The sequence below is a fragment of the Micromonospora sp. NBC_01739 genome, assembly GCF_035920385.1.
Lineage (GTDB): Bacteria > Actinomycetota > Actinomycetes > Mycobacteriales > Micromonosporaceae > Micromonospora.
Genome location: NZ_CP109151.1, coordinates 4422299 through 4438954, shown reverse-complemented (window position 1 = coordinate 4438954; position 16656 = coordinate 4422299). Strand labels below are relative to the sequence as shown.

14 protein-coding genes and 1 pseudogene are annotated in these 16656 nt (G+C 70.6%); 9 read left to right on the top strand and 6 right to left on the bottom strand.

Annotated elements, in window-relative coordinates; all coding sequences use genetic code 11:
• Positions 1 to 42 precede the first annotated feature (42 nt).
• The 5 genes from OIE53_RS19925 to OIE53_RS19905 form a co-directional block, all read right to left on the bottom strand.
• Positions 43 to 411, bottom strand: a complete 369-nt coding sequence (locus tag OIE53_RS19925; protein WP_327023051.1) for a DNA-binding protein — start codon at positions 409 to 411, stop codon at positions 43 to 45.
• Positions 412 to 650: 239 nt separating this feature from the next.
• Entirely contained in the window at positions 651 to 1007 is a 357-nt protein-coding gene (locus tag OIE53_RS19920; protein ID WP_327023050.1) for a hypothetical protein, read from the bottom strand.
• 352 nt (positions 1008 to 1359) lie between these two features.
• The gene (locus OIE53_RS19915; protein ID WP_327023049.1) at positions 1360 to 1908 is read right to left on the bottom strand and encodes a DNA cytosine methyltransferase; all 549 of its coding nucleotides are present in this window, start codon (positions 1906 to 1908) and stop codon (positions 1360 to 1362) included.
• Between the two features lie 109 nt (positions 1909 to 2017).
• Positions 2018 to 3019, bottom strand: coding sequence for a TRM11 family SAM-dependent methyltransferase (locus OIE53_RS19910; RefSeq protein ID WP_327023048.1), 1002 nt, complete (start codon positions 3017 to 3019; stop codon positions 2018 to 2020).
• Complete coding sequence (locus OIE53_RS19905; RefSeq protein ID WP_327023047.1) at positions 3012 to 3953, bottom strand: hypothetical protein; 942 nt, start codon at positions 3951 to 3953, stop codon at positions 3012 to 3014. Before OIE53_RS19905 ends, OIE53_RS19910 begins: the two co-directional genes overlap by 8 nt.
• A gap of 771 nt (positions 3954 to 4724) precedes the next feature.
• Here OIE53_RS19905 and OIE53_RS19900 point away from each other — a divergent pair.
• From OIE53_RS19900 to OIE53_RS19860, 9 genes and pseudogenes are all read left to right on the top strand, one after another.
• Positions 4725 to 5600 (top strand): hypothetical protein, encoded by an 876-nt coding sequence (locus tag OIE53_RS19900; protein ID WP_327023046.1) that lies wholly within the window; start codon positions 4725 to 4727, stop codon positions 5598 to 5600.
• A gap of 427 nt (positions 5601 to 6027) precedes the next feature.
• A complete protein-coding gene (locus OIE53_RS19895) occupies positions 6028 to 6408 on the top strand; it encodes a pilin (RefSeq protein ID WP_327023045.1) in 381 nt (126 codons plus the stop codon).
• Positions 6409 to 6413: 5 nt separating this feature from the next.
• The gene (locus OIE53_RS19890; RefSeq protein ID WP_327023044.1) at positions 6414 to 7328 is read left to right on the top strand and encodes a conjugal transfer protein TrbL family protein; all 915 of its coding nucleotides are present in this window, start codon (positions 6414 to 6416) and stop codon (positions 7326 to 7328) included.
• 35 nt (positions 7329 to 7363) lie between these two features.
• The gene (locus tag OIE53_RS19885; protein WP_327027291.1) at positions 7364 to 8299 is read left to right on the top strand and encodes a PrgI family protein; all 936 of its coding nucleotides are present in this window, start codon (positions 7364 to 7366) and stop codon (positions 8297 to 8299) included.
• 5 nt (positions 8300 to 8304) lie between these two features.
• A complete protein-coding gene (locus OIE53_RS19880) occupies positions 8305 to 10092 on the top strand; it encodes a VirB4 family type IV secretion system protein (protein ID WP_327023043.1) in 1788 nt (595 codons plus the stop codon).
• Between the two features lie 32 nt (positions 10093 to 10124).
• Positions 10125 to 12605: a helicase HerA domain-containing protein gene (locus OIE53_RS19875; protein ID WP_327023042.1), complete on the top strand. Its 2481-nt coding sequence runs from the start codon at positions 10125 to 10127 to the stop codon at positions 12603 to 12605.
• 211 nt (positions 12606 to 12816) lie between these two features.
• Positions 12817 to 13692 (top strand): replication-relaxation family protein, encoded by an 876-nt coding sequence (locus OIE53_RS19870; RefSeq protein ID WP_327023041.1) that lies wholly within the window; start codon positions 12817 to 12819, stop codon positions 13690 to 13692.
• A gap of 98 nt (positions 13693 to 13790) precedes the next feature.
• Positions 13791 to 14028: pseudogene (locus OIE53_RS19865) on the top strand (transposase); the annotation flags it as partial.
• 40 nt (positions 14029 to 14068) lie between these two features.
• Positions 14069 to 16018, top strand: coding sequence for a hypothetical protein (locus OIE53_RS19860; protein WP_327023040.1), 1950 nt, complete (start codon positions 14069 to 14071; stop codon positions 16016 to 16018).
• 191 nt (positions 16019 to 16209) lie between these two features.
• Here the strand turns inward: OIE53_RS19860 and OIE53_RS19855 are convergent, their stop codons facing one another.
• Positions 16210 to 16647: a hypothetical protein gene (locus OIE53_RS19855; protein ID WP_327023039.1), complete on the bottom strand. Its 438-nt coding sequence runs from the start codon at positions 16645 to 16647 to the stop codon at positions 16210 to 16212.
• Positions 16648 to 16656 lie beyond the last annotated feature (9 nt).

The following is a 16656-nucleotide window of genomic DNA, read 5'->3' as shown; positions in this document are numbered from 1 at the left end:
CGGAGCCGTGCCGGTGGACAGTGCGTACTACCCCGGGCGGGGTCAAGGCGTAGGACTGCAGCCCGTGGTGTCCCTGTCCCGGCCCGAATGCCTGCCGTCCTCGTCGGCACCCGCCCTGTCGGTGTCATCAGCTGTCGATATCGGTGGGGAAACGAGGTGCAGTTTCCGCAGGATCGGGGCGGTCGGTACGCGGTAGTACGCGCCGGCTCGGAACAGCGGCACTGGGAAGGCGTCGCGGGCGGCCAGTTTGTAGGCCGCCGAGCGGGAGATGCCGAGGATGGCGGCGGCGGTGGCGAGGTCCGTTGTCGCCCCGAGCGCCAGGATGCGCTCCGTGGTCCAACTGCAGGATGCGTCGTCGCTGTCTGGGTTGGCGGCGGGGGTGAGGTTGCGGGTTCGTCGTGCTGATCGCATGGGCTTGACTCCTAATCTCGGACCGCGCCAGCCGCAGGGGCGGTGGGGTCCGGGGTTTCAGATGAGGGCTGGCTCGCCGGAGGCGGCACCGCCACCGCGTCGGACTGGCGGCGCCGCCAAGGAGCGAGGCCGTGGAGGCGCAGAGCAGGCCTATGCCGGTTAGCGGGATCTCACTGGCACCCTGGCTCAGCCGGCGCACCATCCCTGGATACCTCGGTAGACCAAGGGACCTTTTCCCGCTACCACCTGTACGGGCACAGCAGCAGCCGCAGGGCGGCGGCGGCCTGTTGGGGCACGACCCCGTTGCCGAGGACCCGCAGCGCGAGCGTGCGCGGCAGCCCCAGGTCGGGGTCGGTGACGTGGCCTGGGTCAAGGCCCATGAGCCACTCCACGAACGGCGGCGCGAGGACGGGCTTGCCGTGCCGGCCGGTCTGCGTGGGTGCCGGTGCGGGCCGGCCGATCAACAGCTCCCAGCGGGCAACTGCGTCGGCGTAGCCGCCCCACCGCTGCTCGTCGGGCTGCCCGAGCTCAGCAACGGTGGTGCGCAGGTCCGCGCCACCGTCGCCATGCCGCCCGGGACCGCACCCGTCGGACACGCGCGGGGTGGGCAGGAGCCGGGTCGGGACCCGCACCGCCGCGGAAGGGAGAGTCAGGTCGCCGTGTGAGCCGCGCTGCCCAGGGCAACCTTTCTCGCCGTCGGTGGCCCGCGGGGTGGGCAGCAGCACCTGCGACAGCGGGGGCCGGAACCCGGCCCCCGCACGTCGTCCGGGCGTCCCGGTGTCACTCGCCCTTGGGGTGGGCAGCAGACGCGCGGCATCTTGCCGCTTATGCCCCTGCTCAGCGGTACGAGCGGTGCGCCCTGCGGTGGAGGTGAATAGGAGGCCGTGGGTCGAGCCTGACGGCTCGATGAGGTCGGGCAACCCGTGCTGGTGGCCGGGTCCTTTGCCGTCACGGGCGCACGGCGTCGGCAGCGTCCGCACCTCCTCCCACTTGTCCGGTGGGTGCGGCCAGCAGGAACAGCCTGTCGCGGCGGTGGGCGGCGCCGATGTCGGACGCGCGTAGGCACGTCCAGCTCGTGTCGTACCCGATCGCGGCCGGGTCGGCTTCGACGACGTCGAATCCCCGCCGTAGGAGGGCGGCGACGTTTTCCACGAACAAGAGCGGCGGTCGAAGGACGCGAACGGCGTCGGCGACGCTACTCCACAGGCGGGAGTGCTCTCCGGTGATGCCGGCGCGCTTGCCGGCGTTAGAGATGTCCTGACACGGGAACCCGGCCGTGAGGACGTCGACGGGTGCGACGCGGGTCCAGTCGACGGTGCGGATGTCACCGAGGTTGGGCACGCCGGGCCAGTGGTGGGCACAGACGGTGCGGGCGTGCCGGTCGGTTTCGGCGTACCAGGTGAGCTGGCCGCCGAGCACCAGCTCGACGGCCATGTCGAGGCCGCCGTAGCCTGTGCACAGCGATCCGATGCGCGGTGCCGGTCGGTGGTCAATCACGCACCTCCGCCGCCATCGAGCGTCGGAGTCTCACTGCGTGCGGCCAGCAACAGAAGGCAGCAGCTGTCTACTCCCGCCGCGCGACTCGGGTGGCGGTGGGCAGGCGCACTCATGCGACCACCCCGTCCCCGAGGGTGCCCGTCAGATTTCCTGCACCCGAGTCGGACTTCGGCTGCTTCGCCAGGATCAGGACGTCCTCGTGGGCGATGAGGTGCATCGGCACCCCGCCGGCCCTGGCCTTGCGGACTTGCTGGAGTTGGAAGAACGACGGCCGGGCGACGAGATGCCCGTCGCGGACGGCCGCGAGGAGCGCGACGCACCGTTCGATGGGGACGAGACCTGCACGAATGCCGGCGGCGATGACGGCGCTTGGCAGGTCGACCAGTTCGCCGCGTTTGCGCCACGGGCGGGCGGTGACCACGACGACGCCGCCGGGACGCAGCAGGGTGGCGCAGCCGGCCAGGATCTGGGTGAACCCGTCGGCGAGGCCGGTCAGGTCGCGGTAGGCGAGGTTGCCTCGGTCCTCGCCGTCGTTGTACCGGTCGTCGTACTTGACGACCCCGTCCGCGCCGGGCCGAACGAGGCCGTGCACCGTGGGCCCGTACGGCGGGGAGGTGACCACGAGCGCCACCTGCCCGGTGAGGGCCTTCGGGACCAGTGACGTCAGTCGGGTGGCGTCGCCGCGGATCACCGACGCGCGTCCGGTCGCGCCTTGGTCGTGGGCGTGGCGGATGTTGGCGTCGGCGATGTTCGACCACTGCGGCTCGTACTCGATGCCGAAGGCGTCGCGGCCGGCGTGGACGGCCTCGACCAGGGTGGTGCCGATGCCACACATCGGGTCCAGGACCAGGTCACCGGGCTGGGTGTAGGCGTCGATGGCGTGGGCGGCGATCGCCGGCAGCATCCGGGCCGGGTGCTTGACCGACTCCGGCACGTACCGGCCCCGTCGCTGGACCGGGCCGGTCGTCTGGGCGGTGGTCCAGACGGACAGGCCGTCGGGGTCGGCCCGGTGGCGGCCGTCGTAGTCGTGGTGCCGGCTCTGGTAGTCGTTGCCGGGGCTGGCGGTGGGCGTGTTCGGGGCAGGGTGTCCCGGGTCGCGGTGTTCAGGCATGACGCTCACCGCCTTCGCGGTCACGGCGCCGCCGCGACCCGGGCACGGCGGGCAACTGCGGGATGGTGAAGACCAGCAGGTCGGCGTGGACCCGCAGATGGGCGACCTGCCACTGCTCGGCGTCGGCGTGGGCGAGGGAGAGCAGTTCCTCGTCGGTGACGTGGTAGACGAACTGGTCGCCGTCGGTGTCGGCCTCGACCGCGACGATGTGTTGTAGGTAGCCGAGTCCGGCCTCCGACGCGGCGGCCACGAGTGGCCCGAAGTCCTCGGGAGTGGGCTGTGTACCGGTGGGAATGCCGACGACGAGGACGAGGCAGCCGCCGGGGCGCAGTAGCCGCGCGCAGGCGGTGAGGAGCCAGGCGAGGCGGACGCGGGCGGTGATGTCGGCCTCGTGTAGCGGCCAGGAGGCGACCACCAGGCTGGTGGCCTCGTCCAGTGGACCGTCGTCGGGCGGACGGACGACCGCGGTGTCGGCGCCGCATAGGTCGGGGTCGGTGAGGTCGTCGCCGAACCAGTCGACCAGCTCGGGCGGGTCCTGCGCGTCACCGGCCCGCTGCTCGACCGGGGCGGTGAGCGGGCGGGTTGCGGTCGTGGCCGCCGGCTGGCTGGCGGTGGCTGGTCCGATGATCAGGCTGGAGCTGTCGGTGAACCAGGCACGGTGGTGCCGGCGTCCGCCCTGGGCGCAGATGCCGGTCAGTGTGTGGTCGGTGGTGAGGTCGACCACCGCCTCCCTGGGCCGGCTGTAGGCGGCGACGAGGCGGTAGGCCAAACGGGTGGGCAGGCTGGTGGGTTGGTCGGCGTCGGTACGGGCCGTGCGCCAGACCGTGATCGGTACCGGCGGGTCACCGGCGATCAGGTCGATGAGAGTGGCCTCGGCCTCGGCCGGCCCGGTGTGGTCGGCCTGGTGGTGCGGGTGCGGCGGGTGCTCGCTCATATGGATGTCGGCTCCGCGCCGCGCCGTGAAGCGCTGACACCCCCGAACCGGGCTTTGTGAGCCCTGGCGAACACTTGCCCACCCCACAGGCCCTCACACCACGCGACCCGCGCACCGGCATGTCCTGCTTCTGTCGCCTCGTCTGCTGCTCACGACGTTAGAACCACCCTCGGTCGCCGCCTACCGCGCCGGAACCGGCCCTATTCCTGCTCGCCGTCGGTCAGTGACGTTGCGTCATTGACAGGAACGCTGACGGATGCTCATACCGGTGCGGAGGGCGCCTCGGGCGCCGACGTGGACACCGCCGTCGACCAGCACTGTGAGACGTCGTCGAGCACCGTCTGCCGGGCCGATGCCATCGACGCGGCGTCGTCTGTCACAGGACGCGGGATGGCCGGCGGTGACAGTGGCGCGGCGAGTCGCTTGGTCGTCACAGCGGGCCGCCCGTGTCCCCGGTGATGTCGTCCGGGCCGTCTCGCGGTCACGGCGTGAAGCCTGCGCCACCGCCAACCGGGGCCGCGCGGTCACAGGGTCTGTCAGGGTGTCACAGGGCAGGTCAACCGGCCTCTGTCAGAAGTCCCGCCGCGATGGAGGGCGATGGCAGATCGTGCGGGCTGGGCCACTGACAGAGGTCCGACCCCGGTGGCGAACAGCGCCGGGAAGCTCTGTCAGGTCCTTGTGAGTCGCTTGTGGCGCAATCGATGGCACCGGTCGCCGTGACAACACCGGCGACGGCATCCCGCGTCCCTTCGCTGTCAGAGGAGTATTGCCATGAGCGTGTCCGACGCTAGGAACTGGCCGACGTCCGCCCTCGACGCGGCGCAGACCGCCTTCGCCGCGCTGACCTGCGAGCCCGCGCCGCTGGTCTTCGACTGCACGGTGCTGGCCTGCGACGCGGGTCTGCGGCAGCCGGTGATGCCGCTGCCGGCGCTGCGGGACTGGCTGCTGCGCCATCCCCGCGCCTACACGGCGCGTGACGAGGTGTGGCGGGAGCTGATCCGACGTGCCCGCCTCGACGGGCCGCACTGGGTCGTCGCCGCGGTCGGCATGGCGATGCCGGCGCTGCAGCGGTACGCGGCCGAGCTGTGCGAGGGCTACGACGGCGACCCGGCGGATATCGACGCCGAGATCCTCACCGGGTTCCTGACCGCGCTGCGCGACCGGGCGGACCTGACCAAACCCGCACCGTACGCGAGCCTGTGCCGGGCGGCGTGGCGAGCCGGGCGGAACCTGCGCCTACAACGGCAGGAGTACGTGCCGGTGGAGGACATCGAGCACGTCACCCCCGGCTCCCGCACCCCCAGGGTGCCGTACGGGCATCCGGACCTCCTGGTCCGCCGCGCGGTGACCCTCGGCATCCTCGACCCCGAGGACGAACAGCCCTACATCGACGTGCGGCTCGGGTACCGGGCGATCGAACCCATCGCCGCCGCGTACGGCGTCAGCGTCGACGCCCTGCGCATGCGGATGTCCCGCATCGACAGCCGCATCGCCGCCGCCCTCGCCGACGGGCTGCTGACCGGGCTCGTGTCGCCGGAGACCACGGCACGACTGCGGCAGCGGGCCGAGCAGCGCCGTCGGCGCCGCGCCGGACGCGCCGCAACCACCCGCCGCGAAACCGCCCGCCACGCTGCGGCAGCCGCCTGACCAACCACCGCAAACGGCCGTGGCCCGACGTTGCGCGTCGGGCCACAGCCGTTTCTCCGCGCCGGGGGGCCTGACCTGGCGCTGTGAGCCCTCACAGGACGGTGTGAGCGCGGCAAGTGTTCGCCAGGACTCACAACCCCCGGTTTGGGGGTGCGGGACTCGGCGAGCTGTACCCCTCGCCGGTTCCGCCCGCCGCCGGGCGATGCGAGCAGCCGCGATCCGCGTGCCTCGGGTGCCGCGCCAGTTGATGCGCTGACACCACATCGATGACCGCAACCCACCCATGAGGGAGGACGAGCTCCTCCCGGGGCTCACGCGGAACCGCGCTTCTCGCCCGCGCCCGGCGGCGGCCCCCATCTGCTTCGAGTAATCGCCGCCCCCGGCCACGTCCCGTTCGTGGCCGGGGGCGGCGGGAGGTGAACGCCCCATGTCCCGCACCCCACAGCACCCTTTCCGAATCCCGCGAGTCGTTCGTCTCGCGCTCCGTGTCGCCGTACCGCTGGCCGGTGTCGGCCTGTCGCTCGCCGTGCCGGCCGCCGCGTACGCCGACCCGGGTGGCACCGTGTATCTGGCGGCGAACTCGTTGCCGGTGGTGATCGCCAACCTGCGGGCCTGGATCATGGGAATCCTCGCCGCTCTCGCCACCCTGTTCCTCGTCCTGGCGGGCGTGTACTGGGCCACCGCCGGTGGTGACCCGTCGCAGGTCGAGAAAGCCAAACTCGCCCTGCGTAACGCGTTGATCGGCTACGGCCTGGCGGTGCTCGCACCGATCCTGCTGCAGGTCGTCCAGGGCATCGTCGGGGGCTGAACCCGATGGGATGGTTCCTCGACCAGACGTTGGACTGGCTGACCGAGGCGATCCTGGCCTGCCTCGGCGCGATCTTCGACCTCATCACCAGCGTCCTGCTCACCACCCCGAAGGTCACCGGACTGCCGCAGGTGCAGGCCCTCACCGGCCGGTCGGTCTGGATCGTGGACACCGTCTTCGTCCTCGCGTTCGTCGCCGCCGGCGTGCTCGTCATGGTCGCCGGCGGCGGCGAGCAGTCCCGGTACACGGTCAAGGACCTCCTACCGCGGCTGGTCGTCGGGTTCACCGCCGCGCACTTCTCCCAGTTGGCCTGCGACCAGCTCATCGATCTCGCCAACGCCCTGACCGCGGCGGTCAGCGACGGCGGCTACGACGGCGACGGCGCGTTCACCGCGATCCGCACCCACCTCGCGGCGGCACACGACCGCACTGTCCCGCTGTTGTTCCTGGTCCTGGCCCTGGTCATCACCGTGCTGGTCGTGACGGCCGCGTTCCAGCTGATCGGCCGGTTCGTGGCGCTGCTGGTGATGACGGCCATCGCGCCGCTGGCGCTGGCCTGCCACGCGTTACCCGCCACCGACGGCCTCGCCCGACTGTGGTGGCGCGCCTACACCGGATGCCTGGCGATACCCGTCGCGCAGGCGTTCTTCCTCACCGCCGGTGAGCAGACACTGCTGGACCCGACGGCCATGCTGCCCGTGTTCGGTCTGCCCGCCGATCCGGGCGGCACCCTGAACCTCCTGGTCGTGGTGGTGCTGCTGTGGACCACCGTCAAGATCCCCGGGCTGATGGCCCGCTGGGCGGGCCAGACCGGACGCGGCACGAGCACCATGCTCGGCGCGGTCGTCCGCGTCGTCGTGGTGCAGCAGCTCTCCCGCACCGTCCCCGGCCTGAACACCCTTCGGAGGACCATCAGATGACCGCACCTGAGCCCGAAACGCCGACCAGGGCACGGATGCCCGCCGACGTCGACGCCCCCGACAAGGTCGCCTACGGCCTGACGTTCCACCAGCTGGCGATCGTCGCCGCCGGCGCGCTCGTCTTCTACAGCCTGTGGCGGGCGCTGCACGGCGTCGTCGCGACACCGCTGCTCACCGGTGCCGGTGTCGTACTCGGCGGGCTGGTCATCGGCCTGGCGCTCGGCCGCCGCGACGGCCTGTCCCTGGACGTGTGGCTGCTACACGCGATCCGCCACACCCGCACCCCCCGGGCACTGACCACCACCCCCGGCGCCGCCGACCGCGGCGGTGTGCCGGACTGGGTCGAGACTCCCAAGACCGGCCGGCAGCCGTTGCCGGCGCCGCTGCGGCTGCCCGCCGACGCCATCGACGACGACGGACAGATCAGCCTCGACGGCGCGCGGGCGGCGATCGTCGGCACCACCACCGTGAACCTGGCGCTGCGCACCCCCGACGAGCAGGCGGCGTTGATCGACGGCTGGGGCCGGTGGCTCAACAGCCTCTCGGCCCCGGTCCAGATCGTCGTGTCCGCGCAACCGGTCGACCTGGCCTCCCACAGCCGGGCCCTCGCCGCCGCCGCGGACACCCAGCCACATCCACGGCTACGCGCGGCCTGCGCCGACCACGCCGCGTTCCTCGCCGACCTCGCCGCACGCCGCGACCCGCTGCGCCGGCAGGTCCTCATCACCACCGCCACCGGTGTCGGCGAACGCGGCCCGCACGCCGCGCGTCGCCGCGCCGACGACACCGTCCGCGCGCTGTCCGGCCTCGGCGTCACCCCACGCGTCCTGGACGGACCGGCGGTCACCGCCGCTCTCACCTGCGCCGCCGACCCGTACCGGCCGCCGCGCCCGGGTGGCCTGGCCGCACCCGACGCGGTCATCACCGCAACCCCAGCCACCCGCAGCGATGAGAGGAGAACAAAACCGTGATCATGATGAGGCGTCGCATCAGAGGTCGTTCCGCCGAGCGGTCCGAGACCGGTTCGGTGGCGTCGGCGGTCGCGCCGGCCACTGTCGAGGTCACCCCCCGGTGGCTGCGCGTGGGCGACGGCTACGCCGCCACCCTGGTGGTGACCGGCTACCCGGCCGAGGTCGGCCCGGCGTGGCTGGAGCCGCTGCTGTCCTGGCCGGGCCGCCTCGACCTCGCCCTGCACATCGAACCGCTACCGGCACCTGTCGCCGCGTCCCGGCTACGCACACAGCGGGCCCGCCTGGAGTCGTCGAGGCGGGCCGACGCCGAGCGCGGCAAACTCGCCGACCCCTATGTCGACGCCGCCGCCCACGACGCCGGTGACCTGGCCGAACGACTGGCCCGTGGTGCGGCGAAGCTGTTCCGCGTCGGCCTGTACCTGACCGTGCACGCCCGCAGCGAAGACGAACTACTGCAGGCGTGCGCGCAGGTCCGGGCCGCCGCCGCGTCCACCCTCCTGGAGGTGCAGCCCGCGACCTGGCGGCAACTGGCCGGCTGGACCACCACCCTGCCCCTCGCGACGGACGGGCTGCGGATGCTCCGCACCATGGACACCGCCGCCCTGGCCGCCGCCTTCCCGCTGTCCAGTCCGGACCTGCCCGCCCCGCTGCCCGGCGACCCGCCGACCACCGGCGGTGTCCTCTACGGCGTCAACCCCGCCAGTTCGGGGATCGTCTGGTGGGACCGCTGGACCCAGGAGAACCACAACTCGATTGTCCTGGCCCGATCCGGTGCCGGGAAGTCGTACTTCGTCAAACTGGAGATCCTGCGCAACCTCTACCAGGGTGTGCAGGTCGCGGTGGTCGACCCCGAAGACGAGTACCTGCGCCTGGCCGACGCCGTCGGCGGCAGCATCGTCCGGCTGGGCATGCCCGGCGTGAAGATCAACCCCCTCGACCTGCCGCTCGACGACCGGCGTCCCGACACGCTGACCCGCCGCGGCCTGTTCCTCCACACCCTCATCAGCGTGCTGCTCGGCCACCAGCCGCCACCGGCGGAACGGGCCGCGCTGGACCGGGCGATCCTCGCCGTCTACCGGGCCGCCGGCATCACCGCCGACCCGGCCACCCACCACCGGCCCGCACCACTGCTGCGCGACCTGGCCGCCACGCTGCGAACCGACGACGACCCGGCCGCCGCGACCCTGGCCGCCCGGCTCGCGCCGTGGGTGCAGGGCAGCTTCGCCGACCTGTTCGACGCCCCGACCACCCAGGCCCCCGTCGGACACCTCGTCGTGTGGTCACTGCGACACCTGCCCGACGAACTACGCACCGTCGGCACCCTCCTCGCGCTGGACGCGATCTGGCGCACCGTCGACACCCCGCAACGCCCGTCGCGGCGACGCCTCGTCGTGGTCGACGAGGCGTGGCTGCTGATGCGCGACGGCGAAGGCGCCCGCTTCCTGTTCCGTATGAGCAAGGCGGCCCGCAAACGCAACGCCGGACTGACCGTCATCACCCAGGACGCCGCCGACCTGCTCGGCACCGACCTCGGCCAGGCCGTGGTGTCCAACGCCGCCACCCAGGTGCTGCTGCGACAGGCACCCCAGGCCATCGACGCCGTCGGCGAGGCGTTCGGGCTCACCGACGGTGAGCGGCGGCTGCTGCTCTCGGCCCGTCGTGGCCAAGGACTGCTGATCTCCGGCGTGAACAGGACCAGCTTCGAGTCGATCTCCTCGGACACCGAGCACACCCTGTGCACCACCGACCCGACCGAACTGGCCCATGTCGACGAGGAAGAGGACGACCTGTGACACCACCGACCGGAGTCCTCGGATCAGCGCTCATGTCACCGCCACCGGCGCCCAGCCCCACCATCGGGCCGGGCGCCGGTCCCATTCCCCCTCCTACCGGACCCGGGGCTGCCCTGGTCGACGCCGCCGTGTGGGCGGCACAGCGACCCTGGCTGGCGGCTGTCGCCGCCGGACTGCTCGCCGCATGGATCGCGGTCCGCAACCTCGTCGAGATCTGGCGGCACCACCACCACGCCCACGACGCGCGGCTGGTCACGATCGCCCCGCCGCCTGAGGTCGACCCGCACAGCGCCGCCGCGTTGTGGGCGAACCTTGCCGGCGTACTGACCCCGTCACGACGCCGACGCCTGCTCTACGGCACCCCGCACGTCGTCTGGCAGTACACCTGGTCCGGCCGGCAACTGCTCATCTCGATCTGGGTACCCGGCACCGTCCCACCCGGCGCGGTCGAGGCGGCAGTACGGGCGGCGTGGCCCGGCTCGGCCACCACCACCGACGACAACCCGCCGCCCCCGATTCCGCTCGACGCGCATCCCGCCGCCGGTGGACACCTGCTGCCCGTATACGCGGAGTGGCTACCGCTGACCACCGACCACGACACCGACCCGCTGCGCCCGCTGATGTCCGCCGGCGCGCAGCTCAAACCCGGCGAGTACGCCTGCGTGCAGGTCCTCGCCCGCCCGGCCACACCCCGGCGAGCGGCACGCGCCCGTCGGGCGTCCGGCCGGCTTCGGGCCGGCAAGACCGCCGTGCCGGCGATCAACCCGGCAGCGCCGGTGCTGTGGCTGCTGGAGGCGTTCCTGCCCGGCAGCGGCGGCACCGGCCACCCCACGCCGGTGGCCCGTCGGGATCCCACCGTCGAGCGGGACGTCCGGGCGATCCTGGACAAGACAGCGCACCCGCTGTGGCAGACCGGTATCCGGTACGCGGTCGCCACCACCAGCCGACGCTCCGGCGCTGACCCGCGGGGTCGGCTGCGGGGCATCGCCGACACCCTCGCCTCGGCCTTCGCCATCCACACCGGCCGCAACCGGCTCACCCACCGGGCCCGGATGCCCGCGCCGGTGGCGGTCCTCGCCGCCCGACGGCTCGGCCCGGGGTTCCTGACCTCCGCCCCGGAACTCGCGGCGCTGGCCGCCCTGCCGCGCGACCTGGCCGTGCCCGGCCTCGACCGGGCGCGGGCCGCGTCCATGCCGGCACCGGTCGCCGTCCCCGGCGGCGGTCGTGGGGTGAAGATGCTCGGCGACGCCGAGATCGGCGGCCACGCCGTCGGCCTCGCGGTACCCGACGCCAGGTATCACCTGCACGTCATCGGCTCGACCGGCTCCGGCAAGACCACCCTGCTGGTCAACATGGCCCTCGACGACATCAAAGCCGGCCGCGGCACCGTCGTCATCGACCCCCACGGCGACCTCGTCCTGGACATCCTCGACCGGCTCCCCGCCACCGTCGCCGACCGCGTCGTCCTTTTCGACCCCGACCAGGACAACCCACCCACGCTCAACCCGCTCGAAGGCGATGATCCCGATCTGGTCGTCGACAACCTCGTGTCGATCTTCGGCACCATCTTCGCCAAAGCGTGGGGTCCGCGGATGGACGACGTCATGCGGGTCGCCTGCCTCACCCTGCTGCGCCACAACAACGTGACCCTGCAGCACATCCCCCCACTGCTCAACAGCCCCCAGTTCCGGTCCGCGATGACCGTGGACCTCGATGACCCGGCCGGGCTCAGCGGCTTCTGGCAGTGGTACGACGGCCTCAACGACAGCCTCCGCTCCCAGGTCATCGGCCCCGTCCTCGCCCGTCTACGGGCGTTCCTGCTCCGCGACTTCGTCAAACGGACGATGCGCTACCCGAGATCCAGCTTCGACATGGGCCGCGTCCTCGACGGCGGAGTCCTGCTCGTCCGCATCCCCAAAGGCGTCCTCGGCGAGGACACCAGCCGACTGCTCGGCTCCCTCATCCTCGCCCAGGTGTGGCAGGCCACCACCGCCCGCGCCGCCATCGCACCCGAGAAGCGCCGCGACGCGAGTTTGATCATCGACGAGGCGCAGAACTTCCTCACCCTGGCCAACAGCCTCGACATGATGCTCGCCGAAGCCCGCAAGTACCGGCTCTCCCTCGTACTCGCCCACCAGGACCTCGCCCAGTTCCCCCGCGACCTGCTCGCCGCCGCCTCCGCCAACGCCCGCAACAAGGTGTACTTCACCTGCGCACCCGAGGACGCCAAAGTCCTGTCCCGACACACCCAGCCCGAACTCGGCGAGCACGACCTCGCCCACCTCGACGCCTACACCGCCGCCGCACGCCTCGTGGTCAACGGCCGCCAAACCCCGGCGTTCACCATGCGGACCCGACCACCGAGACCGGTCGTCGGAGAGGCGACCGCCATCCGGCAGGCCGCCGCCGCGGCGGTACCGGTCCAGGACACCAGCGCCGTCGACGAACTCGTCGAACGACTCAGCCGCAACCCCGAACAACGACGGTCCCGTCCGAAGAGCGACCGCGCCTGACCGTCGTCGCCGGTCCGGTGGCGTCGCCCGGGTCGCGCACCGGACCGTCACCGGGATCGCGACCGATGACCGCCGAACACCGCTCCCACAGTGCTGACCTGGTCTGTCAGTGCCGCACACGCCCCCTGGCAGACCCTCCGCACCGACTCCCCACTGCCAGACACCCTCCCGATCGGGAGGGAACCCCATCCTGCCCAAAGGAGCAAACATCGTGTACTCCCGCGTTCCCCCCGCCTCCAGCAAACCCGACCCCCTCGCGGTATTCGGCCGCATCGTCCCCCGCGACCACGCCCTCCTCGCGCTACTCGCCGAGCACTACCTGCTGTCCACCGACCAGATCACCAACGCCTTCTTCGACAGCCGCCGCACCGCCCAACGCCGACTCACGATCCTGCACCGCCTCGACGTCCTACACCGCTTCGGCCGCAGCAACCACACCGGCCGCTACGGATCCCTGCTCTACACCCTCGGCCCCGTCGGACTGCAACTACACCCCACCACCTACCACGACCCAGCCGGTGCCAGCGGCAAGCCGCCGCGCAGCTCCCTGGAACGCGCCAAACGGATCGCCGCCAGCGGCCAGGTCAACCACCTCCTCGGCGTCAACCAGTTCTTCACCGACCTCATCGCCACCGCCCGCCACACACCCGACACCCGGTTGTCCCGATGGTGGTCCGAGCAGCACGCCACCACCGTCTACGCCCAAGCCGGCATCCGCCCCGACGGGCACGGCGTGTGGACCATCGGCGACACCTCAACCGGCTTCTTCCTCGAATACGACAACGACACCGAGAACCTCGCCCGCGTCGTGGCAAAACTCCGCGGCTACGAACGCCTCACCACCTTCGGCCCCCGCTACCCGGTGCTGTTCTGGGTACCCAGCCGCCGCCGCGAGGCCAGCCTCCTCGGTGTGCTCGCCGGACTGCGCACCGCCAGCCCGATCGCCACCGCTGTGCACGGCCCCGACCCCGCTGGCCGTGTGTGGACCCTCGTTTCGGACCCCATCCACCGCAGGCACCTGCACGAATTGCCCTGCGACCACGGACCCGACACCGTTACTAACCCGCAGCGCTTTGACGACCTGTAGGGCACGGGCGTGTGGATCTAACGTGTTTCCGGCCTGACCTGCTGGGGCGTTGTGCCTGGTGAAGAGAGTGCCGTGAGGACCGCGACCTGAACGATCAAATCGGACGTAAGAAGCGGCCCGAGCTGTCAGCGGAGGCGAAGGCCGCGGTCGAGCTCGTCCGGGCCGCGAAGGAGCAAGGGCTGTCGTTGATCGGGCCCGGGCGGGCTGGTAAAGCAGTTGACCAAGACGGTCCTGGAGACCGCGTTGAACGAGGAGATGACCGAGCACCTCGGCTACGCCAAACACGACCAGGCGGGTGACGGCGCGGGCAACATCCGCAACGGCACCCGGTCGAGGCAGCCATCCCGCCGGTATTCCCCACTTGCTGCGATGTGTCATGTTGATGATCGTGGCCCGCGTGATGGTAAACGCTGCTGATCAATCTCGGCTCGCCGTACTGATCAGCGACTACGAGATGGCGCGCGACGATGAACGTTCCTTCGTCGGAACAATGGCGGCGCTGATCGGCGTAGCCGTGGCCCTAGCCACTGCCGTAGTGGCGGCTGTCAGCCAGACCTGCACGGCTGGGCAGAAAGAGGAGTGCTTCCCGGTGCACGATGCGGTGCTCGCCGCGACCCCACTGCCGACGCTGGCCGTACTGGCGTACATGCAGATGATCGGCATCGTCGCAACGATGCGCTCCTACTACATGCGTGCGATCGAGAAGGAGTTGCAGACGTACGCGGTCGACCCGCTGGTCGCGGTTCCGGCCCTACGTCCGGCGAGCCTCATAGGCGTGACGACCGAGATAATCAGCCTGCGCCGGGGGCGGTTAGCTTTCCGACTGCTCTCCCTGCTGATCTACTTCTGCGTCGTGGTCGTTTTCGGCGGGCTAGCCGTTTACGTCGCACTTCGCCTCAATCAGCCGTGGCAGCTGATCATGTTCCTCATATATGGCCTGTTCGCGCTCCTGTTCACCGTCGAGGTTATGGCCACCGCCGTCGGCGGGAACTCACTCTTCTTCAGGTATACGACGAAGTACGCGTCACGCACACTCGCCTTCGACCGGCCAGGGCCGCCGTTCGAAGGCGAACGGCGGCTCTGGTCCTACCTTCTGGTGCCACGAACCGCAGACTGGGTCAAATGGATCATGGTGCCGGCGCTCGGTGGTCTTCTAGTGTGGGCCGGATCTCTACGGCTCGGTAGCGATGACCTGATAACCGCAGTCGTGGTAATCGTCGCGCTGGAAGTGTTCGTCTACCCCGCTCGCTATCAGTGGAACGACATCATTGGATTGGCCGATGATGTCGCTCATCCCGCGAGGAGGGCGCGAAAGCGGCTACCAGTCGGCAACAGTGGGGAGACGATGCGACGCAACGTGCGGCGATCGGCCGTGGCAGCCCTCGCGCGTGTCGCACTCGCGCTCGGCGGTGGCGCTTTCTTCGGCCTGTGGTGGGTGATGACCTGTCTCACCGGCGCGGTCTTCGGTGTTGCCGTGTTGTACGAGGCCCTGCGGCGCCGTCCTGCCTCCGAGCGGCCGGAGCAGACGACGTCGGTCACCGTGGCGATATGGCTTGCTGTCGGGCTCGGCTACGTGCTGCGGGCCACCGTGGCGTGCTGGCTTGTTGGGCTGGGCGTCAACGACGCCCGGACGTGGCTCGTGGCAGGTGCTTTCGGCGCGTTCGGGGTGATGTTCGTAACGCTTACCTGGGCACTGGAAGCCAGCAGCTATTGCCGCGATGTCGGCGGCGAGATCCAGTATGCGCCGGAGCTACGAGCGAAGCCTCAGTGCGCGGCGCTGTTGCCCTACACGGGCAAACCGGTCGCCCGCGGTAGACACCACAAGAGCCAAGCTGACTGCGGTGGCAAACCACTGCTGGAGAAACGTGGCCGCTTGATCAGCCCATGGAACATCGCGGCGCTCACCGCCTTCCTCTTGTCCGCACCGCTCGGCGTGCTCTTGGCCGACGGCCTCGACATGCCGGCCGCCGACACGCGACTGGGCTGGGTCGCGCTAGCAACGGCCTTCGCAGCAGTTGCGATGCTGATCAGCGGTAGCACCAGGGTACGTACGCTGGTGCTGATTGCCGGCGCTGGCGGCATCGCGGCGACTCTGTACGGCCTGGGCCTGCAGCCTGGGTTCGGCGTCGCTCCATGGCTGGTCTTCGCTGGTTGCTACGCAGGCTTTCGATCGCAGTCTTACGTCAGCCTCACGGAGGGCCTCAAAGATCTCGCCAGACGGGTGCTTCGCGCCATCGGCACGCTGTGGAAGAAGACCCGATCCGTGCTGGTCGGCAAGCGTACGGAGGAACTGCTGTGGAAGGACCAACGAGGCGCAACGCCGTGACGGCCGGGCGTCGCCTGCTCATCTCAACCAACTGTTGTTTCAAATGGTCGACACAGTGGGGCCGATCAGCAGACCGCCCGACGTACAACAGCCGCCCGCTGATCGTTCCCTCGTCCCCGGGGCGTTCCCGCGCCCCGGATAAGACCAGCATGATCTGAGCGTCAACCGGCCCAATCCCGAAGCGCCTTGTGCTACAGCTGCCACACGGTGCTGGGGTCGTCCATGGCTCGCTTCAGGTCGATGAGGTTGCCGACGTCGGCGAGCGGTGATGTGCGTGCCACTTCGACGATCCCGCCGACTACAGCTTGGACTGCTCCTACGTCGCCTGCTTCCAAAGCCTGGTCAAGGCTGGCGAACAGCCGCTGATGGATGTCGCGCCGCTCTGCGTATACCTGGTCAAAGTAGTCCCGCAAGGCATCCTGTGACGCTTTGATCCGGGCCACTTCGGTCTCGCGGTAGGTGCGTAGGAACTCGCGTCTCGTGCTTTCCGTCTGGTGATTCTGGACCACGTCGCGGACAACACCGACGATCAGATTCAGCGCGCTGAGCGCGTCTACCGCACCGACCTGCAGATCCTTCGCCTTCGGGCGTATCGGGGTGCCTTCCAGCACGTCCTTCTGCACCGCCATGCTGTGTCC

What these genes read in the sequence shown, in the direction of transcription:
- OIE53_RS19925 (WP_327023051.1), bottom strand. Translation starts at nt 411, where the DNA reads ATGCGATCAGCACGACGAACCCGCAACCTCACCCCCGCCGCCAACCCA.
- OIE53_RS19910 (WP_327023048.1), bottom strand. Translation starts at nt 3,019, where the DNA reads ATGCCTGAACACCGCGACCCGGGACACCCTGCCCCGAACACGCCCACC.
- OIE53_RS19905 (WP_327023047.1), bottom strand. Translation starts at nt 3,953, where the DNA reads ATGAGCGAGCACCCGCCGCACCCGCACCACCAGGCCGACCACACCGGG.
- OIE53_RS19900 (WP_327023046.1), top strand. Translation starts at nt 4,725, where the DNA reads ATGAGCGTGTCCGACGCTAGGAACTGGCCGACGTCCGCCCTCGACGCG.
- OIE53_RS19895 (WP_327023045.1), top strand. Translation starts at nt 6,028, where the DNA reads ATGTCCCGCACCCCACAGCACCCTTTCCGAATCCCGCGAGTCGTTCGT.
- OIE53_RS19890 (WP_327023044.1), top strand. Translation starts at nt 6,414, where the DNA reads ATGGGATGGTTCCTCGACCAGACGTTGGACTGGCTGACCGAGGCGATC.
- OIE53_RS19885 (WP_327027291.1), top strand. Translation starts at nt 7,364, where the DNA reads ATGCCCGCCGACGTCGACGCCCCCGACAAGGTCGCCTACGGCCTGACG.
- OIE53_RS19880 (WP_327023043.1), top strand. Translation starts at nt 8,305, where the DNA reads ATGAGGCGTCGCATCAGAGGTCGTTCCGCCGAGCGGTCCGAGACCGGT.
- OIE53_RS19875 (WP_327023042.1), top strand. Translation starts at nt 10,125, where the DNA reads ATGTCACCGCCACCGGCGCCCAGCCCCACCATCGGGCCGGGCGCCGGT.
- OIE53_RS19860 (WP_327023040.1), top strand. Translation starts at nt 14,069, where the DNA reads ATGTTGATGATCGTGGCCCGCGTGATGGTAAACGCTGCTGATCAATCT.
- OIE53_RS19855 (WP_327023039.1), bottom strand. Translation starts at nt 16,647, where the DNA reads ATGGCGGTGCAGAAGGACGTGCTGGAAGGCACCCCGATACGCCCGAAG.